This is a genomic window from Mesorhizobium sp. M0028 (genome assembly GCF_040323855.1).
Classification (GTDB): Bacteria; Pseudomonadota; Alphaproteobacteria; order Rhizobiales; family Rhizobiaceae; genus Mesorhizobium.
In genome coordinates this window covers 64,720-83,107 of record NZ_JAMYVG010000014.1, presented here as the reverse complement: position 1 = coordinate 83,107, position 18,388 = coordinate 64,720, and the positions used below count along the sequence as shown (strand labels likewise).

The 18,388-nt window shown below is 63.0% G+C and carries 19 protein-coding genes; 3 read left to right on the top strand and 16 right to left on the bottom strand.

Annotated elements, in window-relative coordinates:
* Nucleotides 1-54: 54 nt before the first annotated feature.
* A complete protein-coding gene (locus NKJ93_RS23065; protein ID WP_023718227.1) occupies nt 55-585 on the top strand; it encodes a DUF2231 domain-containing protein in 531 nt (176 codons plus the stop codon).
* A gap of 90 nt (nt 586-675) precedes the next feature.
* On the opposite strand, the gene phnN is transcribed toward NKJ93_RS23065, so the two are convergent.
* From phnN to NKJ93_RS23020, 9 genes are all read right to left on the bottom strand, one after another.
* Entirely contained in the window at nt 676-1,305 is a 630-nt protein-coding gene (gene phnN / locus NKJ93_RS23060) for a phosphonate metabolism protein/1,5-bisphosphokinase (PRPP-forming) PhnN (RefSeq protein ID WP_023718228.1), read from the bottom strand.
* The gene (locus NKJ93_RS23055) at nt 1,302-2,441 is read right to left on the bottom strand and encodes an alpha-D-ribose 1-methylphosphonate 5-triphosphate diphosphatase (RefSeq protein ID WP_023718229.1); all 1,140 of its coding nucleotides are present in this window, start codon (nt 2,439-2,441) and stop codon (nt 1,302-1,304) included. Before NKJ93_RS23055 ends, phnN begins: the two co-directional genes overlap by 4 nt.
* An 80-nt stretch (nt 2,442-2,521) precedes the next feature.
* Complete coding sequence (locus tag NKJ93_RS23050) at nt 2,522-3,229, bottom strand: DUF1045 domain-containing protein (protein WP_023718230.1); 708 nt, start codon at nt 3,227-3,229, stop codon at nt 2,522-2,524.
* A gap of 152 nt (nt 3,230-3,381) precedes the next feature.
* The gene (gene iolB, locus NKJ93_RS23045; RefSeq protein ID WP_352484309.1) at nt 3,382-4,191 is read right to left on the bottom strand and encodes a 5-deoxy-glucuronate isomerase; all 810 of its coding nucleotides are present in this window, start codon (nt 4,189-4,191) and stop codon (nt 3,382-3,384) included.
* 2 nt (nt 4,192-4,193) lie between these two features.
* On the bottom strand, nt 4,194-4,412 hold the full coding sequence (locus NKJ93_RS23040) for a DUF3329 domain-containing protein (RefSeq protein ID WP_023718232.1): 219 nt from the start codon (nt 4,410-4,412) through the stop codon (nt 4,194-4,196).
* 42 nt (nt 4,413-4,454) lie between these two features.
* Nucleotides 4,455-5,372, bottom strand: coding sequence for a myo-inosose-2 dehydratase (iolE, locus tag NKJ93_RS23035; protein ID WP_023718233.1), 918 nt, complete (start codon nt 5,370-5,372; stop codon nt 4,455-4,457).
* Nucleotides 5,373-5,418: 46 nt separating this feature from the next.
* On the bottom strand, nt 5,419-7,263 hold the full coding sequence (gene iolD / locus NKJ93_RS23030) for a 3D-(3,5/4)-trihydroxycyclohexane-1,2-dione acylhydrolase (decyclizing) (RefSeq protein ID WP_352591247.1): 1,845 nt from the start codon (nt 7,261-7,263) through the stop codon (nt 5,419-5,421).
* 35 nt (nt 7,264-7,298) lie between these two features.
* Entirely contained in the window at nt 7,299-9,233 is a 1,935-nt protein-coding gene (locus NKJ93_RS23025) for a bifunctional 5-dehydro-2-deoxygluconokinase/5-dehydro-2-deoxyphosphogluconate aldolase (protein ID WP_352591244.1), read from the bottom strand.
* Between the two features lie 201 nt (nt 9,234-9,434).
* A complete protein-coding gene (locus NKJ93_RS23020) occupies nt 9,435-10,163 on the bottom strand; it encodes an SDR family NAD(P)-dependent oxidoreductase (protein WP_023718236.1) in 729 nt (242 codons plus the stop codon).
* Nucleotides 10,164-10,300: 137 nt separating this feature from the next.
* On the opposite strand from NKJ93_RS23020, the gene NKJ93_RS23015 reads away from it, so the two are divergent.
* On the top strand, nt 10,301-11,194 hold the full coding sequence (locus tag NKJ93_RS23015) for an AraC family transcriptional regulator (RefSeq protein WP_023718237.1): 894 nt from the start codon (nt 10,301-10,303) through the stop codon (nt 11,192-11,194).
* Here the strand turns inward: NKJ93_RS23015 and NKJ93_RS23010 are convergent.
* Entirely contained in the window at nt 11,191-12,036 is an 846-nt protein-coding gene (locus tag NKJ93_RS23010; RefSeq protein WP_352484502.1) for a MurR/RpiR family transcriptional regulator, read from the bottom strand. The two genes, NKJ93_RS23015 and NKJ93_RS23010, sit on opposite strands and share 4 nt — an antisense overlap.
* Before the next feature lie 153 nt (nt 12,037-12,189).
* On the opposite strand from NKJ93_RS23010, the gene NKJ93_RS23005 reads away from it, so the two are divergent.
* Nucleotides 12,190-13,299 carry a Gfo/Idh/MocA family protein gene (locus NKJ93_RS23005; protein ID WP_023718239.1) on the top strand — a complete coding sequence of 370 codons (1,110 nt, stop codon included), beginning with the start codon at nt 12,190-12,192 and terminating at the stop codon, nt 13,297-13,299.
* Between the two features lie 209 nt (nt 13,300-13,508).
* Here the strand turns inward: NKJ93_RS23005 and NKJ93_RS23000 are convergent, their stop codons facing one another.
* The 6 genes from NKJ93_RS23000 to NKJ93_RS22975 all read right to left on the bottom strand — a co-directional run bounded on the left by NKJ93_RS23000 (nt 13,509) and on the right by NKJ93_RS22975 (nt 18,387).
* Nucleotides 13,509-14,600, bottom strand: a complete 1,092-nt coding sequence (locus NKJ93_RS23000) for a 3-deoxy-7-phosphoheptulonate synthase (protein WP_352591241.1) — start codon at nt 14,598-14,600, stop codon at nt 13,509-13,511.
* 247 nt (nt 14,601-14,847) lie between these two features.
* A complete protein-coding gene (locus tag NKJ93_RS22995) occupies nt 14,848-15,270 on the bottom strand; it encodes a type II toxin-antitoxin system VapC family toxin (RefSeq protein WP_352591239.1) in 423 nt (140 codons plus the stop codon).
* Nucleotides 15,267-15,533: a type II toxin-antitoxin system Phd/YefM family antitoxin gene (locus tag NKJ93_RS22990; protein WP_023718242.1), complete on the bottom strand. Its 267-nt coding sequence runs from the start codon at nt 15,531-15,533 to the stop codon at nt 15,267-15,269. Before NKJ93_RS22990 ends, NKJ93_RS22995 begins: the two co-directional genes overlap by 4 nt.
* Nucleotides 15,534-15,736: 203 nt before the next feature.
* Nucleotides 15,737-16,531, bottom strand: coding sequence for an SDR family oxidoreductase (locus NKJ93_RS22985; RefSeq protein ID WP_023718243.1), 795 nt, complete (start codon nt 16,529-16,531; stop codon nt 15,737-15,739).
* Nucleotides 16,532-16,554: 23 nt separating this feature from the next.
* Nucleotides 16,555-17,553 carry an inositol 2-dehydrogenase gene (gene iolG / locus NKJ93_RS22980; RefSeq protein ID WP_023718244.1) on the bottom strand — a complete coding sequence of 333 codons (999 nt, stop codon included), beginning with the start codon at nt 17,551-17,553 and terminating at the stop codon, nt 16,555-16,557.
* Between the two features lie 66 nt (nt 17,554-17,619).
* On the bottom strand, nt 17,620-18,387 hold the full coding sequence (locus NKJ93_RS22975; protein ID WP_254815918.1) for an ATP-binding cassette domain-containing protein: 768 nt from the start codon (nt 18,385-18,387) through the stop codon (nt 17,620-17,622).
* Nucleotide 18,388: the final 1 nt, after the last annotated feature.

Genomic DNA, 18,388 nt, shown 5'->3' with positions numbered 1-18,388 from the left:
GAACGAAACCCGTATCTGAGCGTTTATTTAAGCTTTGCTACGCGGAGGCGTCCCATGCCCATGAATCCAGTAAGTACCGCAAAGATAGGAACTCACCCCCTCCACCCGATGCTGATACCTTTTCCTGTCGCGTTTCTTGTCGGTGCCTTTGTCACCGACCTGGTTTTCTGGGGGACTGCCGACGCCTTCTGGGCACGGGCATCGATGTGGCTGATCGGGGCAGCTATCGTAATGGCGCTTCTCGCTGCGACAGCCGGTTTTATCGACTTCCTCAACGAGCCGCGCATTCGCGCCTTGTCCGACGCCTGGTACCACATGCTGGGCAACTTGACCGCGGTCGTTGTGGCTCTGATCAATTTCTACCTTCGCTATGCTCAAGGCGCCGAGGCCGCGGTCCGACCGTGGGGCGCGCTGTTGTCGTTCATAGTGGTCTGCATACTGCTGTTCACCGGCTGGAAGGGCTGGGAGATGGTCTATCGGCATCACGTTGCAGTTCTGGATACACCGGCGGATGCACCAGCGAAGCCTTCGACAACCACTAGCACGGATACTCATCACGCTGGTCGGGATCGGCACGCCGCATGAGGCCATGATCCCGAACAGTGGATACCGGTTTCCAAAAAGATATGGGTTAGACAAGTAGCGCCCATCCCGAATGCATCGGATGGGCGCGCCTTAGATGAGGCCCGACATGTCGGAGAAGGCCATGGCCTTGCGCAGCACCTCGGTGAAGCGCTCGCCGGCGGCTTCACGAGGGCCGCTATTGTCGATGGAGGTGACGCCCGGTCCGGACAGCGCCACATTGGCGCTGCGCGCCAGCCGTGCCAGCACTTCGCCGCGCGACTCGCGCCCGCGCAAGGCCAGCCGCTCGGCCAGGATCTCCGGTGCAGCCGTGATCTCGACGATAGCCAGATTGGCGTAGCGGTCCCGCAGCGTCGGGATGATCGCGCGCGAGACGTTGGCGATCGCGACACGGCCGTTGGAGACTGACCAGTCGACTTCGGCCGGGATGCCATAGCGCAGGCCATGCGCCTCCCAGGAAATCGCGAAGGCGCCATCCGCTTCGGCCTCGACGAAGGCAGCGTCGGCTAGCGTATCGTGATCCTCGGTGGCCGCATCGCTCGGCCGGGTGATCACCCGGCGAACGAACTCCAGTCGGCTCTCGTCGGCAAACATGGCGCGCGCATAGCCGATCACCGTGTCCTTGCCGGCACCGCTCGGTCCGACGACGGCGACGAAGACGCCGTCGCGGATTGGAAATCCCGCGGCGGACAATTCACGCTCGACCGATGCCGACACCATCATGCGACCCGCCGTCCCTGCCGCCACACCGTGCGGACAACCGGGACGTGATCGTCGACGCGCACGCGAACCAGATCGGCGCGCCGGCCGGGCTCGATGACACCGCGATCGGTGAGGCCGACAGCCTCGGCCGGGTTCTTCGACACCATCGCCACTGCCTGAGGCAACGAGATGCCCTCGACCACGTCGCCGAGGAAAAAGGCCGACTGGATCAGGCTGAACGGAATGTAGTCCGATGACAGGATATCGAGCAGGCCGTCGCCGGCCAGTGTGCGGGCCGAGACATTGCCCGAATGCGAAGCGCCGCGCATGACGTTCGGCGCGCCCATCAAAACGCCGAGCCCTGCCTCTTTCGAAGCCCGAGCCGCCTCCTCGGTGGTCGGGAACTCGGCGACACGGACGCCTTGCTCGATCGCTTCATCGACATGGCTGACGGTTGCGTCGTCATGGCTGGCGAGCACGATACCGCGCTCTTTGCACGCAGCGGCGATGAAGCTGCGGTTCGGGCTCGAGTTCTTCGCCGATTCCGCCATCCGCTTTTCGCAGAATTTCTGGAAATCGCGATCGGTCAGCTTCAGCTTGCGCTGGTAGTAATACGCATAGGTTTCGAGATCGACGAATTGCCGCTGTCCCGGCGCGTGGTCCATCAGCGACGCCAGCCTGACCCGCTCGTCGCCGTCGAAATTGGCGAAGGCTGTGAGGCAGTCCGGCGCCGAAACCTCGCAGCGCAGATGGATGAAATGGTCGGCCCTGAGCCGGTCCTGCTGGACGCTGTCCTCAATCGCCTCGGCCAGCTTGCGTATGTCGGCGGCCGTCAGGTCGGCGTCCTCGTCCATACCGACGCGCAAGGCGTCGAGCACGGTGGTGATGCCGGCGGTCGCCACCTGCGCGTCGTGGGCGAGCACCGCGGCGATCGGGTTCCAACGCACTTTCGGCCGTGGCGCGTAGTGGCCTTCGAGATGGTCGGTGTGGAGCTCGACCAGGCCAGGGATGATGAAGTCGCCGCCCATGTCCTCGCCGCTGCGGCCAGCGCGGGGAGCAATGTCGGCGATCACGCCGTCGCGCAGCACGATCGACCCTTCGACGATCTGGTCGGCAAGCACGATGCGGGCGTTGTCAAGAACGGTCTCGGCGGTCATTTCAGGCAGTCCTCGGAGCATTTTGCAGCCAACTGAAAATGGATTGGCGTCGCACAATGCGGTTAAAGGAAATAGTCATCTCAGGCAGTTCTTCTGGCCGGGCGGCGCCCGAGCGCGTGATGGGACAGCACCATGAACGGCGCACCCGGCTCAGTTTCGACAAACAGCGTCAGCGCGTCCACCGGCACCGGCCGTTGCAGCACGTCCGCAAACAGGCTGTCGATTGCTAGGCGAAGACGAGGGCTTTCCTGTGACGACACCCGGCCGGACAGGGTCATATGGAAACGAAACGTCTCGAAGACATAGGGGTAGCCCCATTGGCAGAGATTGCGGAACTCATCGGGCTTCAGCGAGTCGGGGCTGCGGCGTTCAATCTCCGCGTCTGTCAGCGGCGCGCGAAAGCGGTCGAAGCCGCGCACCACATCATCGGCGAAACGGTTGAGCCCCGGCAGCGGTGCTTCCGGCACGAGCGCGAAAAAGCTGTCGATCTGGCTGACGACGAGACGCGGGACCGTCACCACCGGCGTCGCCTCGGCAAAATCGTCGAGTGCGGCGCGAAGCGAGGCCTCCGTCTCGTTTGAAGCCAGCCGGAAGGGCGCCTTCAGCGTCGCATGAAAGCCGTAGCGGCGCGCCGAGGCGGTATGGAAGGCAACTTCCGCTGCCGACAACTCGCCCACCGCCTCGACCGGCCTCGTGGCGGCACCGAAGGGATCACGGCCGAGCCAATTGGCGGCGATCCGCGCCAGCGGTTCGTCCTGCAGGGGGGTGAAATAGATCGCGTAGCGCATCGAAGTTCCTCGTCAGCCCCGCTGCCATAGGCGATTTGCATGACGAAATGACGAAGCTTTGCAGCGTTTTCGGTAACAAAACGACACAGCCTGGTCATTAGCCGACGATTTTTTCGGCTTGGACCAGCGGTTGAGAAGCGAAGGGGAAACGGTCAGGCCATCAGCCATTCGTGCTCGGGCGCGTTGTGGAATTTCCACGTCCGCTTCGGTCCGGCCATGACGTTGAGATAATAGAGATCATAGCCGTGGCAGGCGGCGCAGGGGTGATAACCCTTGGGTACCAGCACGACGTCGCCGTCCTCGATCGCCATCGCCTCGTCGAGCGAACGAGAGCCGTTCTGGTCGGCATCGGTGTAGACGCGCTGGAAAGCAAAGCCCTGCGGCGGGTTGAGGCGGTGGTAATAGGTCTCTTCGAGATAGGATTCGGCCGGCAGATTGTCCTGGTCGTGCTTGTGCGGCGGATAGCTCGATGTGTGGCCGCCGGGCGTGATGACCTCGACCACCAGCAGGGAATCGGCCGGCTCGCCCTCCGGCAGGACGTTGGTGACGTAGCGCGTGTTGGTGCCTTTGCCGCGGGTCTCCTGGCCGAGATCCTTCGGCGCAATGATGCGGACCGGCAGACCGCCGCCAAGCCCCGGCGCCGAGCACACGGCGAGTTCGAGATCGGTATCGGCGCTCACCGACCACTCCGAGCCCTGCGGCACATAGACCGACCACGGCTTGCCCTCGAACGGCGACATGCGTTCGCCCAGGAGCCCGAGATCCTTGCCGCCGGCCTTGACCTTGCCCTTGCCGGTGACGAATACCAGACAGACCTCACGATCCGCGGTTTGCCCGGAAGCGGTGTCGCCGGGCCTCAGCCGATGCAGATCGAAGCCGACATAGGTCCAGCCGGCGTTTTGCGGCGTCACATGGGCTATGCGGCCGTGGCCCTTATTGGCTTTGACGAGCAGCTTCGACATGGTCATTCCTTCGGTTTGGCGTTTGCCGATGGCTTGTCTTCGTCGGCCGGTTTGTAGAGGTAGAAAAACTGCCAGACCGCATAGCCGGCGAAGCCGAGCGCGATCACGCCCCAGAACGGCGTGCCGGTAGCGAATTCGATCACCGACCAGACCAGGCAGACCGCGACAATGGCGACGCGCCGCCACAAAGGCCGGAAAAACGGGTGCTCGGAGTCTTTCATCGGATAAACGCCGGCATCGGGTCAGCCCTTCCTCGCGAACTCTCAAGCATTGGGAAAGCCCAGTGTCTCAACCGTATAGCCGGCCGCCGTCATCACCCGCATCAATTCCTTGTAGCCGACCTGTGCCATCTTGAGTGGCGGGTTCTTCTTCGGATCCTGCTCGGCCTCGACCACGAACCAGCCTTCATAGCCGTGGTTGGCGAGCCTCTGGACGATGGCGCCAAAATCCAGCGATCCATCTCCCGGCACGGTGAAGGCACCAAGTGCTACCGCGTCGAGGAAGGATTGCTTGTTGCGATCCAGCTTTTGGATCACCTGCATGCGTACGTCCTTGACATGCACGTGGTTGATGCGCCGGTGGTGGTTGTCTATCGCGCGCAGCACATCGCCGCCGGCAAAGGCCAGGTGACCGGCATCGAGCAGCAGCGGAATGCCCTCTCCCGAATAGCGCATGAAAGCGTCGAGCTCCGGCTCGGTCTCGATCACCGCCGCCATATGATGATGGTAGGAGAGCGGCATGCCTTGCCCGGCACACCATTCGCCGAACTCGGTTAGCCGCCTAGCGTAGGCTTTCATCTCATCGTCCGACAGCCTCGGCTTGATGGCAAGCGGTTTCGAGCGGTCGCCCTGGATGGAACGGCCGACTTCACCATAGACGATGCAGGGCGCATTCACCGCCTTGAACAGGTCGATCATCGGCTGGATACGAACCTTGTTCTTCGCCATGTCTTCGTCGACCAGCGTCCCGGAGAACCAGCCGCCGCACAGCGTCACGTCGGCCTCTTTCAGGATCGGCAGCATGATCTCCGGATCGTTGGGAAAGCGGCGGCCCATTTCCATGCCGGTAAAGCCAGCCGAGCGCGACTGGCGCAGGCACTCCTCCAGCGACACATCATCGCTGAGTTCGGCAAGATCGTCGTTCCACCATGCAATCGGGGACATGCCCAGTTTGGCTTTCAAGTCGTCACTCCAATTTCTGACATTCGAGGCGGCGTTGGCGGGCGCGTTAAAACCGCCGCCCGCTCAGCGCTTCCTCATATTTCTTGCGCGCCGCGTTCACTTGCGGCCGTGCCGAGACTTCCGGCACTGCGACATCCCACCAGCTTCCACCGGCCTCGGTCGAAGCCAGCGGGTCGGTGTCGATGACCAGCACGGTCGTTCGCGTATTCTTCTTCGCTTGCGCCAGGGCCGTTTCCAGCCCGGCGATCGACGCCACTTTTTCGGCAATCGCACCCATGCTTGCAGCATGCGCGGCGAAGTCGATCTCGGGCAAGGTCTCGTGACGAGCGTCCTTCAGCAAATTGTTGAAGTTGGCGCCGCCGGTCGCCATCTGCAGCCGGTTGATGCAGCCATAGCCGCGGTTGTCGAGCAGCACGATGGTCAGCTTGAGGCCGAGCATCACCGACGTAGCGACCTCGGAATTGAGCATCAGGTAGGAGCCGTCGCCGATCATCACCACAACCTCCTCGTCGGGCTTGGCCTTCTTCACGCCAAGCCCGCCGGCGATTTCGTAGCCCATGGTCGAGAAGCCGTATTCGGCATGATAGGAGCCGGGCGCGCCCGCCTGCCATAGCTTGTGCAATTCGCCGGGCAAGCCGCCGGCGGCATGGAGCAGTACCACGCCGGAGCCCATGGCGCGCTGTACGGCGCCGATCACCTGCGCGTCGGACGGATAGGCGGCATTGGTCGACGCCGTCACCTTGCCGGCATCCGCCTGCCAGTCCTTCTTGCCGCTGATCGCATTGTCGGTCCAGCCAGAAGGAGCTTTCCAGCCTTTCAGCGCCGCACCGAGTTCGGCGAGCCCTTCAGCCGCATCGGCGACCAGCGGCAGCGCCTGGTGCTTTCCGGCATCGAAAGGCTGGACGTTGAGCCCGATCATGGTCTTGCCGGAATTCTTGAACAACGCCCAGGAGCCAGTGGTGAAATCCTGCAGCCTGGTGCCGACGGCAAGCACGACGTCGGCCTCTTCGGCCAGCCTGTTGGCAGCCGAAGTGCCGGTAACGCCGACCGCCGCCATGTTCAGCGGATGATCGTCGGGCAGCGAGGATTTGCCGCCTTGCGTCTCGCACACCGGAATGCCAGCGTCTTGCGCCAGCTTCGCCAATTCATCCGACGCTTGCGAATAGAGCACGCCACCGCCGGCAATCACCAATGGCTTCTTCGCGCTCTTCAGCGCCGCCACTGCAGCTGCTAACTCTTGGCGGTCCGGGCGCGCTCGCCGCTGGGTCCAGAGCCGCTCGGCAAAGAAACTCTCGGGATAATCATAGGCCTCGGCCTGCACGTCCTGGCACAGCGCCAGCGTTACCGGGCCACACTCAGCCGGATCGGTCAGCACCTGCATGGCGCGGTTGAGCGCCGGCATGATCTGCTCCGGCCGGGTGATGCGGTCGAAATAGCGCGACACCGGCCTGAGGCAGTCATTGACCGTCGCCGTACCGTCGGAAAAATCCTCGGCTTGCTGCAGGACGGGATCGGGAATGCGATTGGCGAAGACGTCGCCGGGCAGAAACAGGACAGGCAACCTGTTTACATGCGCAAGTGCTGCCGCCGTCACCATATTCAGCGCGCCAGGGCCGATCGAACTGGTCGCCGCCATGAAGCGGCGGCGGAAATTGGACTTGGCATAGGCGATCGCCGCATGCGCCATCGCTTGCTCGTTATGGGCACGGAACGTCGGCAATTCGTCGCGGACCTGGTAGAGCGCCTCGCCGACGCCGGCGACATTGCCGTGGCCGAAGATTGCCCAGACGCCGCCGAAGATCGGCACTTTCTTGCCGTCGATCTCGGCCATCTGTTGGGCAAGAAAGCGGGTCAGCGCCTGCGCCATCGTCAGGCGGATTGTCTTGGTCATGTCGTTTTCCTCCGCAGTCCTTATGCCGCGCCTTCTTATGCTGCTTTGCGGCCGCGCACGGCAAGCCATGCCTCGGTCAGCCTCTCGAAGCGCGACGCCATGTCGGCAACCGCCTCATCGTCCGACATCTTGCCGGCAAGCCATTGTTCGGCCGCGTTGATGAAGATGGTACGGCCGACAGCGAAACCCTTGACGATGGGCGCCTTGGCGGTGGCGGCGAAGGCCGCTTCCAATTCGTCCTGCGGTGCTTCCAAACCCAGCAGTACAATCCCGCGGCACCACGGATCGTTCTTCAGGATCACCGCCTCGATCTTTGCCCATGCGCCGGTCGATGCCTGCGGTTCGAGCTTCCACCAGTCGGGCTTGATGCCGAGTGCGTAGAGTTCCTCAAGCGCCCGCGGGATGGTCATGTCGTCGAGCTTGCCGTGCTTGCCGGCTATGATCTCGACCAGAAGTTCTCTCCCCACTTTCCGCGCGGCCTCGAACAAAGCGCGCAGTTTCTGCTGCTGTTCGCTCTTCAGCGCCGCGGGATCGTCGGGATGATAGAAGCACAGGCATTTGATGCAGTGGTCGACCGGCCATTCGGTCAGTTGCGAGCCTATGTCTTGCGAGAACTCGAAGCGAAGCGGCCGCGAACCCGGCAACTCGACCGGCCGGCCGAGCCAGGCGAAGGAATGGTGGGCGAATTCGAACATCGCCTCGCGCCCGTATTTTTCGTCGAGCAGCATGCCATAGCCGCCGCGGCCAGCCGCGACCTTTGCCGCAGCCTTGACCGTCAGCACCTTGAAAGCCGGGATTCGCGACGGATCGGCGCCGGCCTTTGCCGCGACGTCCTCCAGCTGGACGCGGTGGTCGCAGGCGAACGCCATCAGAGAGGGGATGTCGCGCCGGCGCGTGGTCGCCCAATGGATGTGGTTGATCGCCTCGTCCTTGCGCAGCGCCAGATGCTTGCTGCCGTTTTTCAGGAAGAACTGCAATTCCTCGAAAGTCGGGTATTCAGGTGCGCAGAGCAGCCGCGATACGGCAAAGGCGCCGCAGGCATTGGCCCAGGTCGCGGCCGTCGCCAGGCTTTCCTCGCCGAGCCAGCCGCGCAGGAAGCCCGACATGAAAGCGTCGCCGGCGCCGAGCACATTGTAGACCTCGATCGGAAACCCCTTGCCGACGATACCGTCCTCGAGATCGTCGCTGATCGGCCCGTCATAGACGATGCAGCCCATGGCACCGCGCTTCAGCACTATGGTCGCCGTCGACAGCGAGCGGATGGTTTTCAGCGCGCTCAGGCAATCGTCTGCGCCGGAGGCGATCATGATCTCCTCTTCGGTGCCGACGATGAGATCGCAGTCGGGCAGCACCGTCTTCAACTGCGCCGAGACGCGGTCGGATTTCACATAGCGCTCGAAGCCTTCGGCATGGCCGGCGAGGCCCCACAGGTTAGGGCGGTAGTCGATGTCGAACACCACCTTGCCGCCCTTGGCCTTCATGACAAGGATCGCCTTGCGTTGCGCGGCGTCGCTGTTGGGCCGTGAAAAATGCGTGCCGGTGACGACGACCGCGCGTGCTGAAGCAATGAAGGCCTCATCGATATCGTCTTCCGAAAGCGCCATGTCGGCGCAATCGCTGCGATAGAAGATCATCGGCGAGACGCCCTCATCCTCGACCGACAGCAGCACCAGGGCGGTCAGCCGCTCCGGATCGGTCTTGAGGCCTTGGACCGAAACGCCCTCGCGGGTCAGCTGCTCGCGGATGAAGCGGCCCATCTGCTCATTGCCGACGCGGGTGAGCAACGCCGAGCGCAGGCCGAGCCTGGCAGTGCCGACCGCGATATTGGCTGGACAGCCGCCGACCGACTTGGCAAGCGAAGTAATGTCCTCGAGGCGCGAGCCGATCTGCTGGCCATAGAGATCGACGGAAGCGCGGCCGATCGTGATGATGTCGAGCGGCGCATGTCTCGCTTCCACGGCTTCGCCCATTCGAACCTCCCATCGGCTTTGTTGTCTTGGGTAACACGCGCGAGCGGCAGCGTGGCGCCGGTAATATGAAATAATAATTCCAATCCATAGTCAATATGGAACGAGCATTCCCAAGGCCGAAAAGTGCTCTGCAAAGGCCGGCGCGGTGAGAAACTTTGAAGTCAGACGAACGTCAAGCGTCTGCCGCTGAAACCAGCTGATTTACCAAGGAAGCGGGCCGTCATCGTTGAAGTACCCGGCGGTCGGGCCATTGGCGTCCAGGGTCGCCAGGTGAATGACGATCTCGGCTGCCTGCTGCACCGTGCGCTGACCTTTATACCCGTTGAGATCGGTGGCGGTATAGCCGGGCGCCGCGGCGTTGACCTTGATGCCCTGGAGCGCGAGCTCCCTGGCGAAGCCCACGGTGATGGCGTTCAAGGCTGTCTTGGAGCTGCCGTAGCCCATCATATTGACGGCGTGATTCGCGGTGGCGGGATCGAGCGCCCGGCCGATGGACCCGGTGGAGCTGCTCACCATCACGATACGGGCAGCAGGTGCTGCCAGCAGCAGCGGCAGGAATGCCTGTGTCACGCGGATCGGGCCGAAGACATTGACGTCGTAGGTGGCCTGGATGTCGGCGATCCGCTGCTGGCTCGGCGGCAGGTCGTAATTGATGGCGACGCCGGCGTTGTTCACCAGCACGTCGAGGCAGGGGCTGGCCTGCCCGAGCGCCTTGGCTGCCGCCTTCACACTGTCATCCCTCGTGACGTCCAGCTCAAGCCACTCTGCGTCGAGGCCTTCCGCGCACAATGCCTGCGCCGCCGCCATGCCGCGTTCGGCGCTCCTGGCGCCGAGCCAGACCTTGAAGCCCATGGTCGCCAGTCGCCGGGCGATTTCGCGGCCTATACCCTTGTTGGCGCCGGTCACCAGCGCGGTCTTCGAAGTCGTCATTTCGGTGTCTCCATTTTTCTTGTGGAAGACCCACAAATGGCGCGAGGCAGCGGGCGCCGCGCGCCGGAAATTCTCAGGCTCTTGCCTAATCCTCTCACGCTGTTGCGCGGCCAGCGTGAATGCGCGATGCTGGCGCAATGAACGAGGCGCTGCAGGAGTTGATCGAGATCGCCGGCCGCCATGCGCGCGGGCGACGAACAAGAACGGCGGTTCCCCGCGTTTCGATCGGCTGCAGCGAAGTCGCCACGGCACCATTGCCGGGTGTGTGGGGGTCGGGGATCTTATTCGTATTGCAGGGCGCAAAGACGGTCCTGATCGGCTCCCGGGCTCTTCGTTACAAGCCGGCCAGCTATTTCATCTACACTGTCGAGACGCCCACTATCAGCCAGATAGTCGAAGCGAGCGCGGCGCGTCCTTATCTGGCCATTGGCTTGACCCTTGACCTGCAAGCCGTCGCCGCGCTCCTCGTCGAGCACGCGCCAGCCCTCGGTGGCGACAGTTTCTTCTCCACCACTCCCGTTGATGACGATCTGCTCGACGCGTTGCGTCGAATGATGCGGTTGCTTGACCGGCCAGCGGAGATTCCCGTGCTCGCGACCATGCTCGAGCGGGAGATGCTGTTTCGGCTCCTGCAAGGCCCCCAGGGCGGAAAGCTTCGTGAACTTGCGCGCGCCGATGGCCATCTGTCCCGGATCGGCAGGGCGATCGCCTGGATCCGTTCGCACCCCCATCAGCCGGTCCGGGTCGGCGATCTGGCCGAGATCGCCCATATGAGCAGTGCTGCGTTTTATCGTCACTTCAAGGCGGCGACGGCCATGAGCCCAATCCAGTATCAAAAGCAAATCCGCTTGCTGGAAGCCCGCCATCTGCTGATTGCTCAGCCGGGCAACGTGGCGCGTGTCGCCTTCGCTGTCGGCTATGAGAGTGCTTCCCAGTTCAGCCGGGAGTATGCCCGCCAGTTCGGGTCGCCGCCTGCCCGCGACGCAGCGCGGCTTTTGGCAGAAGGCGAAACGGCAATAGAGGTGATCTAGGCCTTGCGCTTGCGGCCGCTATCGCGCCGCTTCTCGCCGACGGCAACGGTCAGCGCCATGGCCAAAGCCATCGTCGCCGACAGCGAGCGGAAGCCGGCGAAATCGGCCTCGGCGACCTCGAACCAGACCCTGGCGAATTGGGCGAGCGGCGAAAAAGAGCTGTCGGTGATCGCCACGATCGGCACGCCTTGCTCCGAAATGACGCGCGCCTCCTCGATGGTGGCAGGGGCATAGGGCGAAAAGCTGATGGCGATGACGGCATCCCTTGGAGAGGCAAAGCCGATCATCTCCGCGTTCAGGCCGGCGGCCGATTCGATCAGCTGGTTGCGGATCTTGAGCTTGCCCAACGCATAGGCGATATAGGAGGCGACCGGGTAGGAGCGCCGCTTGGCCAGCACATAAATGGTTTCCGCCTTGGCCAGAACGGCGATTGCGTCTTCGAAATGGTCTTCATTCAGCGTGCGCGAAATGTCGTTGAGCGAGGTGCTGGCTGCGGCGACGAAACCGTCGAAAATCGCCCGGTGGCCGGCGCCTTCCTCGGCCTTGGCGCGCAATGCCGCCAGCCTTTCATCGTAGGACGAGTTGCGCTCGCGCAGGCGCTCGCGAAACACCAGCTGCAGGCTGGTGAAACCGTCAAAGCCAAGCTGCTGGGCAAAGCGGATCAGGGTCGAAGGCTGAACACCGGCGGAGGCGGCGATGCTGGCAGCGGTGCCGAAGGCGATATCGTCGGGGTTGTCGAGCGCATAGGCGGCGATCTGGGCGATACGTTTCGGCAGGCTCTGACGCCGCTCCAGGATCGTCGCCCGCAGCGTTTCGAAATCGCGCGGCACCCGTTCGTCCATCGTCGCTCCGCCCAGGCTCATCGTCGGTTCCCTCTGTGCCCCATCATAGCGGACCTGTGCAAGAACACCATAAAAAATGAGACAAGCGTTCCATTTGCAAACAAAATGGACTAATTCATCCACACAAAATTTTGCACACAGGGAGGCAAGCGGATGGTCGGCGTAGGTCTTATCGGCACGGGCTTCATGGGCAAGTGCCACGCCATTGCCTGGAACGCGGTCGGCACCGTCTTTCCCGATGTCGACAAGCCAAGGCTGGTCCATCTGGGCGAGGTCAACGAGGACCTTGCCAAACGCCGTGCCAGCGAATTCGGCTTCGCCAAGGCCTCCGGCGACTGGCGCGCAGTCGTCGACGATCCCGACGTCGATGTTATCTCGTTGACTACGCCGAACCAGTTCCACCCGGAAATGGCCATCGCCATCCTCGAAGCCGGCAAGCATCTGTGGTGTGAAAAACCGATGGCGCCAAGTTTTGCGGAGGCGCAAGCGATGGCTGCGGCCGCGCGGAAATCCGGCAAGGTTGCCGCGCTGGGCTATAACTATATTCAGAACCCGGCGATCCGCCATATCGGCGCGCTGCTCGACGAGAAGATCATCGGCGAGGTCAACCATCTGCGTATCGAGATGGACGAGGACTTCATGGCCGATCCGGAGGCGCTGTTCTTCTGGAAGCACGAGGCGGCGTCCGGTTACGGCGCGCTCGACGATTTCGCCGTGCATCCGCTGTCGCTCATAGCGGTACTGTTCGGCCGCGTCGCCCGAGTCATGTGCGACATGGCCAGGCCCTATGCCGAACGCCGCGTCGCCTCGGGCGGGCGCCGCGCCGTCGAGACCTATGACATCGCCAGCATCCTGATGCATCTCGAAAACGGCATTGCCGGCACGTTGCTGGTCAACCGTTCGGCCTGGGGCCGCAAGGGCCGGATCGCCATCCAGATTTTTGGTTCGAAGGGCTCGATCCTGTACGACCAGGAGCGGATGAACGAGTTCCAGCTCTATCTGACAGCCGACCGACCGACGGAGCAAGGCTATCGGACAGTCCTGGTTGCCCCGCACCACAGGCCTTACGACGCCTTCCTGCCGGCGCCCGGCCACGGCCTTGGCTTTAATGACCTCAAGATCATCGAATGCCGGGAACTGTTGACGCGGCTTGCCGGCAAGCCGGCGCGGATCATCGACTTCGACGAAGGCCTGGAGATCGAGCGCACGGTGCACGCGATGGCGCGCTCGTTCGCGGAACAGCGCTGGATCGCTGTGCGGTAGTAAGCCCGGCGCTGGCTTCCCCTTCTCCCCTTGAGGGTGAAGGTGGCCGAGCGAAGCTCGGTCGGATGAGGGGTGTTGGAGTCGCTACAGCGAAGAAATAAGCGCTTAAAATCCCTCAATATTTTACGCCGAGTTTCTTCCAGCACCCTCATCCGGCTCGGCGCTGCGTGCCGATCCACCTTCTCCCACAAGGGGAGAAGGAGAAGTGCTCAGGCGGCGCCTGAACGGCTTGATATCATGCTTCGGCGCACCGACCGGCGCCGCTCGACGGCGTCGGCAAGGCCGTGAAGCACCGTCTCGGTGGCTGCCCAGTCGATGCAGCCATCGGTGATGCTCTGGCCATAGACGAGCGGCTTGCCCGGCACGACGTCCTGCCGGCCGGCGACGAGGTTGCTCTCGATCATGACGCCGATGATGCGCTCGTCGCCTGCCGCGACCTGGCCAGCCACGTCAGCCGCCACCCCTGGCTGGTTTTCCGGCTTCTTGCTGCTGTTGGCGTGGCTGACATCGATCATCAGCCGCGGCGCCACGCCGATCCGGCCGAGTTCCGCGCAGGCAGCCGCGACGCTTGTTGCGTCATAATTGGGCTGAATGCCGCCGCGCAGGATGACGTGGCAGTCCTCGTTGCCGGTGGTCGTCGCGATGGCGCTGCGTCCGCCCTTCGTCACCGCCATGAAATGATGCGGTTGGGCGGCCGATTTCACCGCCTCGGCGGCGATCCGCAGATTGCCGTCAGTGCCGTTCTTGAAGCCGACCGGGCAGGACAGGCCCGATGCCAGTTCGCGATGGATCTGGCTCTCGGTCGTGCGCGCGCCGATCGCGCCCCAGGCGACGAGGTCGGCGATATATTGCGGGGTGGCCATGTCGAGGAATTCGATCGCCGCCGGCAGGCCGAGATTGTTGACGGCGGCGAGCACGTTGCGGGCCATCCGCAGCCCCTTGTCGATGTTGAAGCTGCCGTCCAGGTCGGGATCGTTGATCAGGCCCTTCCAGCCGACCGTCGTGCGCGGCTTCTCGAAATACACCCGCATCACGATCTCCAGCCGGTCCGACAGGCTCTCTCGCAGCGATGCCAAGCGGCTGGCATAGTCTACGGCAGCGGCCGGGTCGTGGATCGAACAGGGGCCGACGACGACCACCAGCCGGTCGTCGGTGCCGGTCAGCACGGCATGGATAGCATTGCGTGACGCGGCAACGGTCCGCGTCGCCGTCAGTGTGCGCGGTATCTCCCGCATCACCTCGTCCGGCGTACTCAATTCCCTTATTTCCTTGACCCGAAGATCGTCTGTGGTGGTCAACACGGCTTTCTGCTCCTGATTGGGAGACCTGCCGGCTGAAACAAAAAAGCCGCCAGGTCTGGCGGCTGTTCGGATCTTGCTGCTGCAATCTTCAGATCGAGCGCAATCCTCCCGCCGCCAGCGAGCTGCTAAAGTACCAATAGGTGGCGGTCAGGTTGATCATGAGGCTCATATAGTCGAAGCCGAGGCGATTGTCACGTGTCTGATGATGCTACTGACGTAGTGGCCCAGCATGCAGCGCCGAGCGGGTTCATGCAGTCCAGGGATCGACGAGTTCAATTCCGAAGTCTTCGAAATCCTTCGTGTTACGCGTTGCCAAGGTGAGTTCCTGCGCAATCGCCGTGGCTGCAATCAGGCCGTCCATCGACGACAGACCGCGACCGCGGCGCTTCGCAAGGCCCATCAGGTCGCCCCACGCCAAGGCAACCGGTTCGTCCACCGGAAGAACTCTCTGCTCGAAGCGCTGCGGCAGGTCCCGTGCGAGCCATTCGGCCAGTGCCTCGCGTTTCCGGCCCTCGTCCATGAGGGCGACGCCGCGCCGGATCTCCGCGATCGACACGACGCTAATGAATGAGCGGTCCTCATCAAGCCCGCCCAGCCAGTCCAGAACGCGCACATCCGGCGCCGGCCTTGTCACCTCGGACAGGACATTCGTATCGAGCAGAAGCCTCACAGCGGCAGATCACGCGGTTCGTCGCGCTGGCGCTCAAGGTTGAGATCGGCGCCGCGCAGCGGCGACTCCAGCAGGAACTCCGCAAGCGTACCCTTGCGCGCGGTCTTCCGCTGCCATTCCTCGGCCGAGACGACAACCACGCTTGGCTTACCGTTTCTGGTGATCGTCTGCGGCGAAGATTGCGCGCGCTCGATAACCTCCGAGAGCCGGGCCTTTGCCCCAGCGACCGTCCAGTTAGTATCCTCTCTGGGCGCAGACGGCATTTCGACCTCCCATGACCATTCTGACTATCTTGACTATCTTGACTATATGGGAATGGCGATACGGCGGCAACAGGGAAGGAGAGGGTTTCAGAGCCCGTGTGCCTGAGTGAGGTCGATCGGAACCGATTATGCCGGCTTTGATATTTTGGGCATCTCGGCCACTTATGGCAAACTGCTTCTGACGCAAGGCTACACGGCTGATCCTATTCCGGTGACGCCCCCGCGATGCTCTGGTCGTAGTCGACCAGCGACCCAGTCATGACGCCGGACTGCGGGCTGATCATATAGCTGATCAATCGGGCAAGTTGCGCCGGCTTCACCAATTGGCCCATCGGCTGCGCGGCCTCGGCTTTTTCAAGCCAGTCGTCCGGCGCGTCATGCCATTTCTTCTGCACGATTGCCTCGCCCTCGGTGTCCATCCAGCCGGGCAGCACCGCGTTGCAGCGGATGCGATTGCCGCGATGGGCATTGGCGACATTCTTGGTCAGCGTCGCCAGCGCTCCCTTGCTCGATGAATAGGGCGCCAGGAACGACTGGCCGCAATGCGCCGACATCGACAGTACGTTGACGATCGAGCCCGGTGCCTGGCGCGCCAGCAGATGCGCCACCACGCCCTGCATCAGAAAAAACGGGCCGCGCACATTGGTCTGGAATATCTGGTCGAATAGATCCTCAGAGGTCTCGACCAGTGAGCCGCGAGCCGAGGTGGCGGCGGCGTTGACCAGCGCGTTGACGGTGCCGCAATGGCCAATCGCCGTTTCGACCGCACGCTTGCAGTCGGCGACTTTGGCGACATCGGCGCTGATGAAGATGGCATCGACGCCTGCCCCCTTGAGGATGGCGACAGCCTTGTCGCCCTTCTCCTTCGAGCGGCCGATCAGCGCTAGCGCCCGGCAGCCCTCATCGGCCAGCGCTTCGGCGACGGCAAAGCCGATGCCTTGTGCGCCGCCGGTGACGATGGCGCGTGTTTCGGAATTGCGACCGGCTGAACCGTTCATCGCCTTGCTCCTGTGCTTGATAGTCAGATTGTTTTGTCGAGGCGGACGGTCTTGCCTTCCTTGGCCGATTTCAGCGCCGCATCTGCCAGCCTGAGCGCCACCAGCCCGTCCTTGCCGCTCGGCGCCGCCTTCTTGCCTGACGTCGCTGCCGCGATGAAGGCAGCGATCTCGTTGGCATAAGCGTCGAGATAACGAGTCATGAAGAAATCGTGCAGCGGCGGCCGCGTATAGCCTTTCTCATTGGCGAGTTCGATCGACACCGGCCGCTGGTTCTCGGCCGCAATCATGCCTTTCGAGCCATGCACCTCGATGCGTTGGTCGTAGCCATAGGTGGCTCGGCGCGAGTTGGAGATGACGCATTGCTTGCCGGAGGCAGTTTCGAGGATGACGCTGACGCTGTCGAAGTCGCCGGCCTCGCCGATCTTTTTGTCGACCAGCACCGAAGCGTGCGCGCTGACCGCCACCGGCTCCTCGCCGAGCAGGAAGCGCGCCATGTCGAAATCATGGATGGTCATGTCGCGGAAGATGCCGCCCGAGCGGCCGATATAGTCGAGCGGCGGTGGACCGGGATCGCGCGAGGTGATGGTCACCATTTCGACTGTGCCAATCGCACCGTCGTCGATCGCCTTGCGCACGGCGGCAAAATGCGGATCGAAGCGGCGGTTGAAGCCGACCATCAGGGTGGCGCCGGCCTTGTCGACGACGGCCAGGCATTGTTCCACCCTGCCGGCGTCGAGATCGATCGGCTTCTCGCAGAAGATCGCCTTGCCCGCCCTGGCGAAGCGTTCGATCAGATCGGCATGGGTGTCGGTCGGCGTGCAGATGACGACCGCATCGATATCGCTGGCAGTTTCGATGGCATCGATGCTGCGCACTTCGGCGCCATAGGCAGAGGCCAAATCGGTCGCCGCCTTCTCGAAGGCGTCGGCAACCGCAACCAGCCTGGCCTGCGGGTTGGAGCCCACCGCACGGGCGTGGACCTTGCCGATACGGCCGGCACCGAGAAGAGCAAAGCGAAGCATGAAGAATTTCCTTTGAGAATGGTTGGAAAGAGAAGGCGTGTCAGCCCCCGTAACACGACGTTGGCCTTACGCCGCAAGTTCCGCCTGCCCGGTCTTGGCGCCGGTGATGTAGGAGACGATATCGTTGCCATCGGTATCTTGCTTGCGCAAATTGGCGACGATGCGGCCGCGCCGGAAAACGACGATGCGGTCGACCAGATCGAACACCTGACGCATGTTGTGAGAGATCAGGATCAGCGGCTCGCCATTTTCCTTCAGCGTGCGGATGATGTTTTCGACCTGCATCGTCTCCTGCACGCCGAGCGCCGCCGTCGGCTCATCCATGATGATGAGCTTGGAAGCAAAGGTCGCGGTTCTGGCAATCGCCACGCACTGGCGCTGGCCGCCCGACATGTGGCGGATGGTGTTGGAAAGGTTGGGGATCTTGACCGCTGTGCGGACCAGGGCTGCTTCGGTCGCCTTGCGCATGAACTTGCGGTCGAGGATCGAGAAGGGCCCAAGATTGAACAGCACTCTTTCACGGCCGAGGAACAGGTTCGACGGCACGTCGAGGTCGTCGGCGAGCGCCAGGTTCTGGAACACCGTCTCGATGCCCGCCTCGCGGGCTTCGATCGGCCCGGCGAAATTCACTTCCTTGCCGTCGAACCACATCCTGCCGCTGGTTCGCTGCTCGACGCCGGTGATCTGGCGCACGAAGGTCGATTTGCCGGCACCGTTGTCGCCCATGATGGCGACATGCTCGCCCTTGCGCAGCTCGAAGTTGGCACCCTCCAGCGCATGGACGCCGCCATAATACTTGGTCAGGTTTTCGGTTTTCAGGACGATGTCCGACATG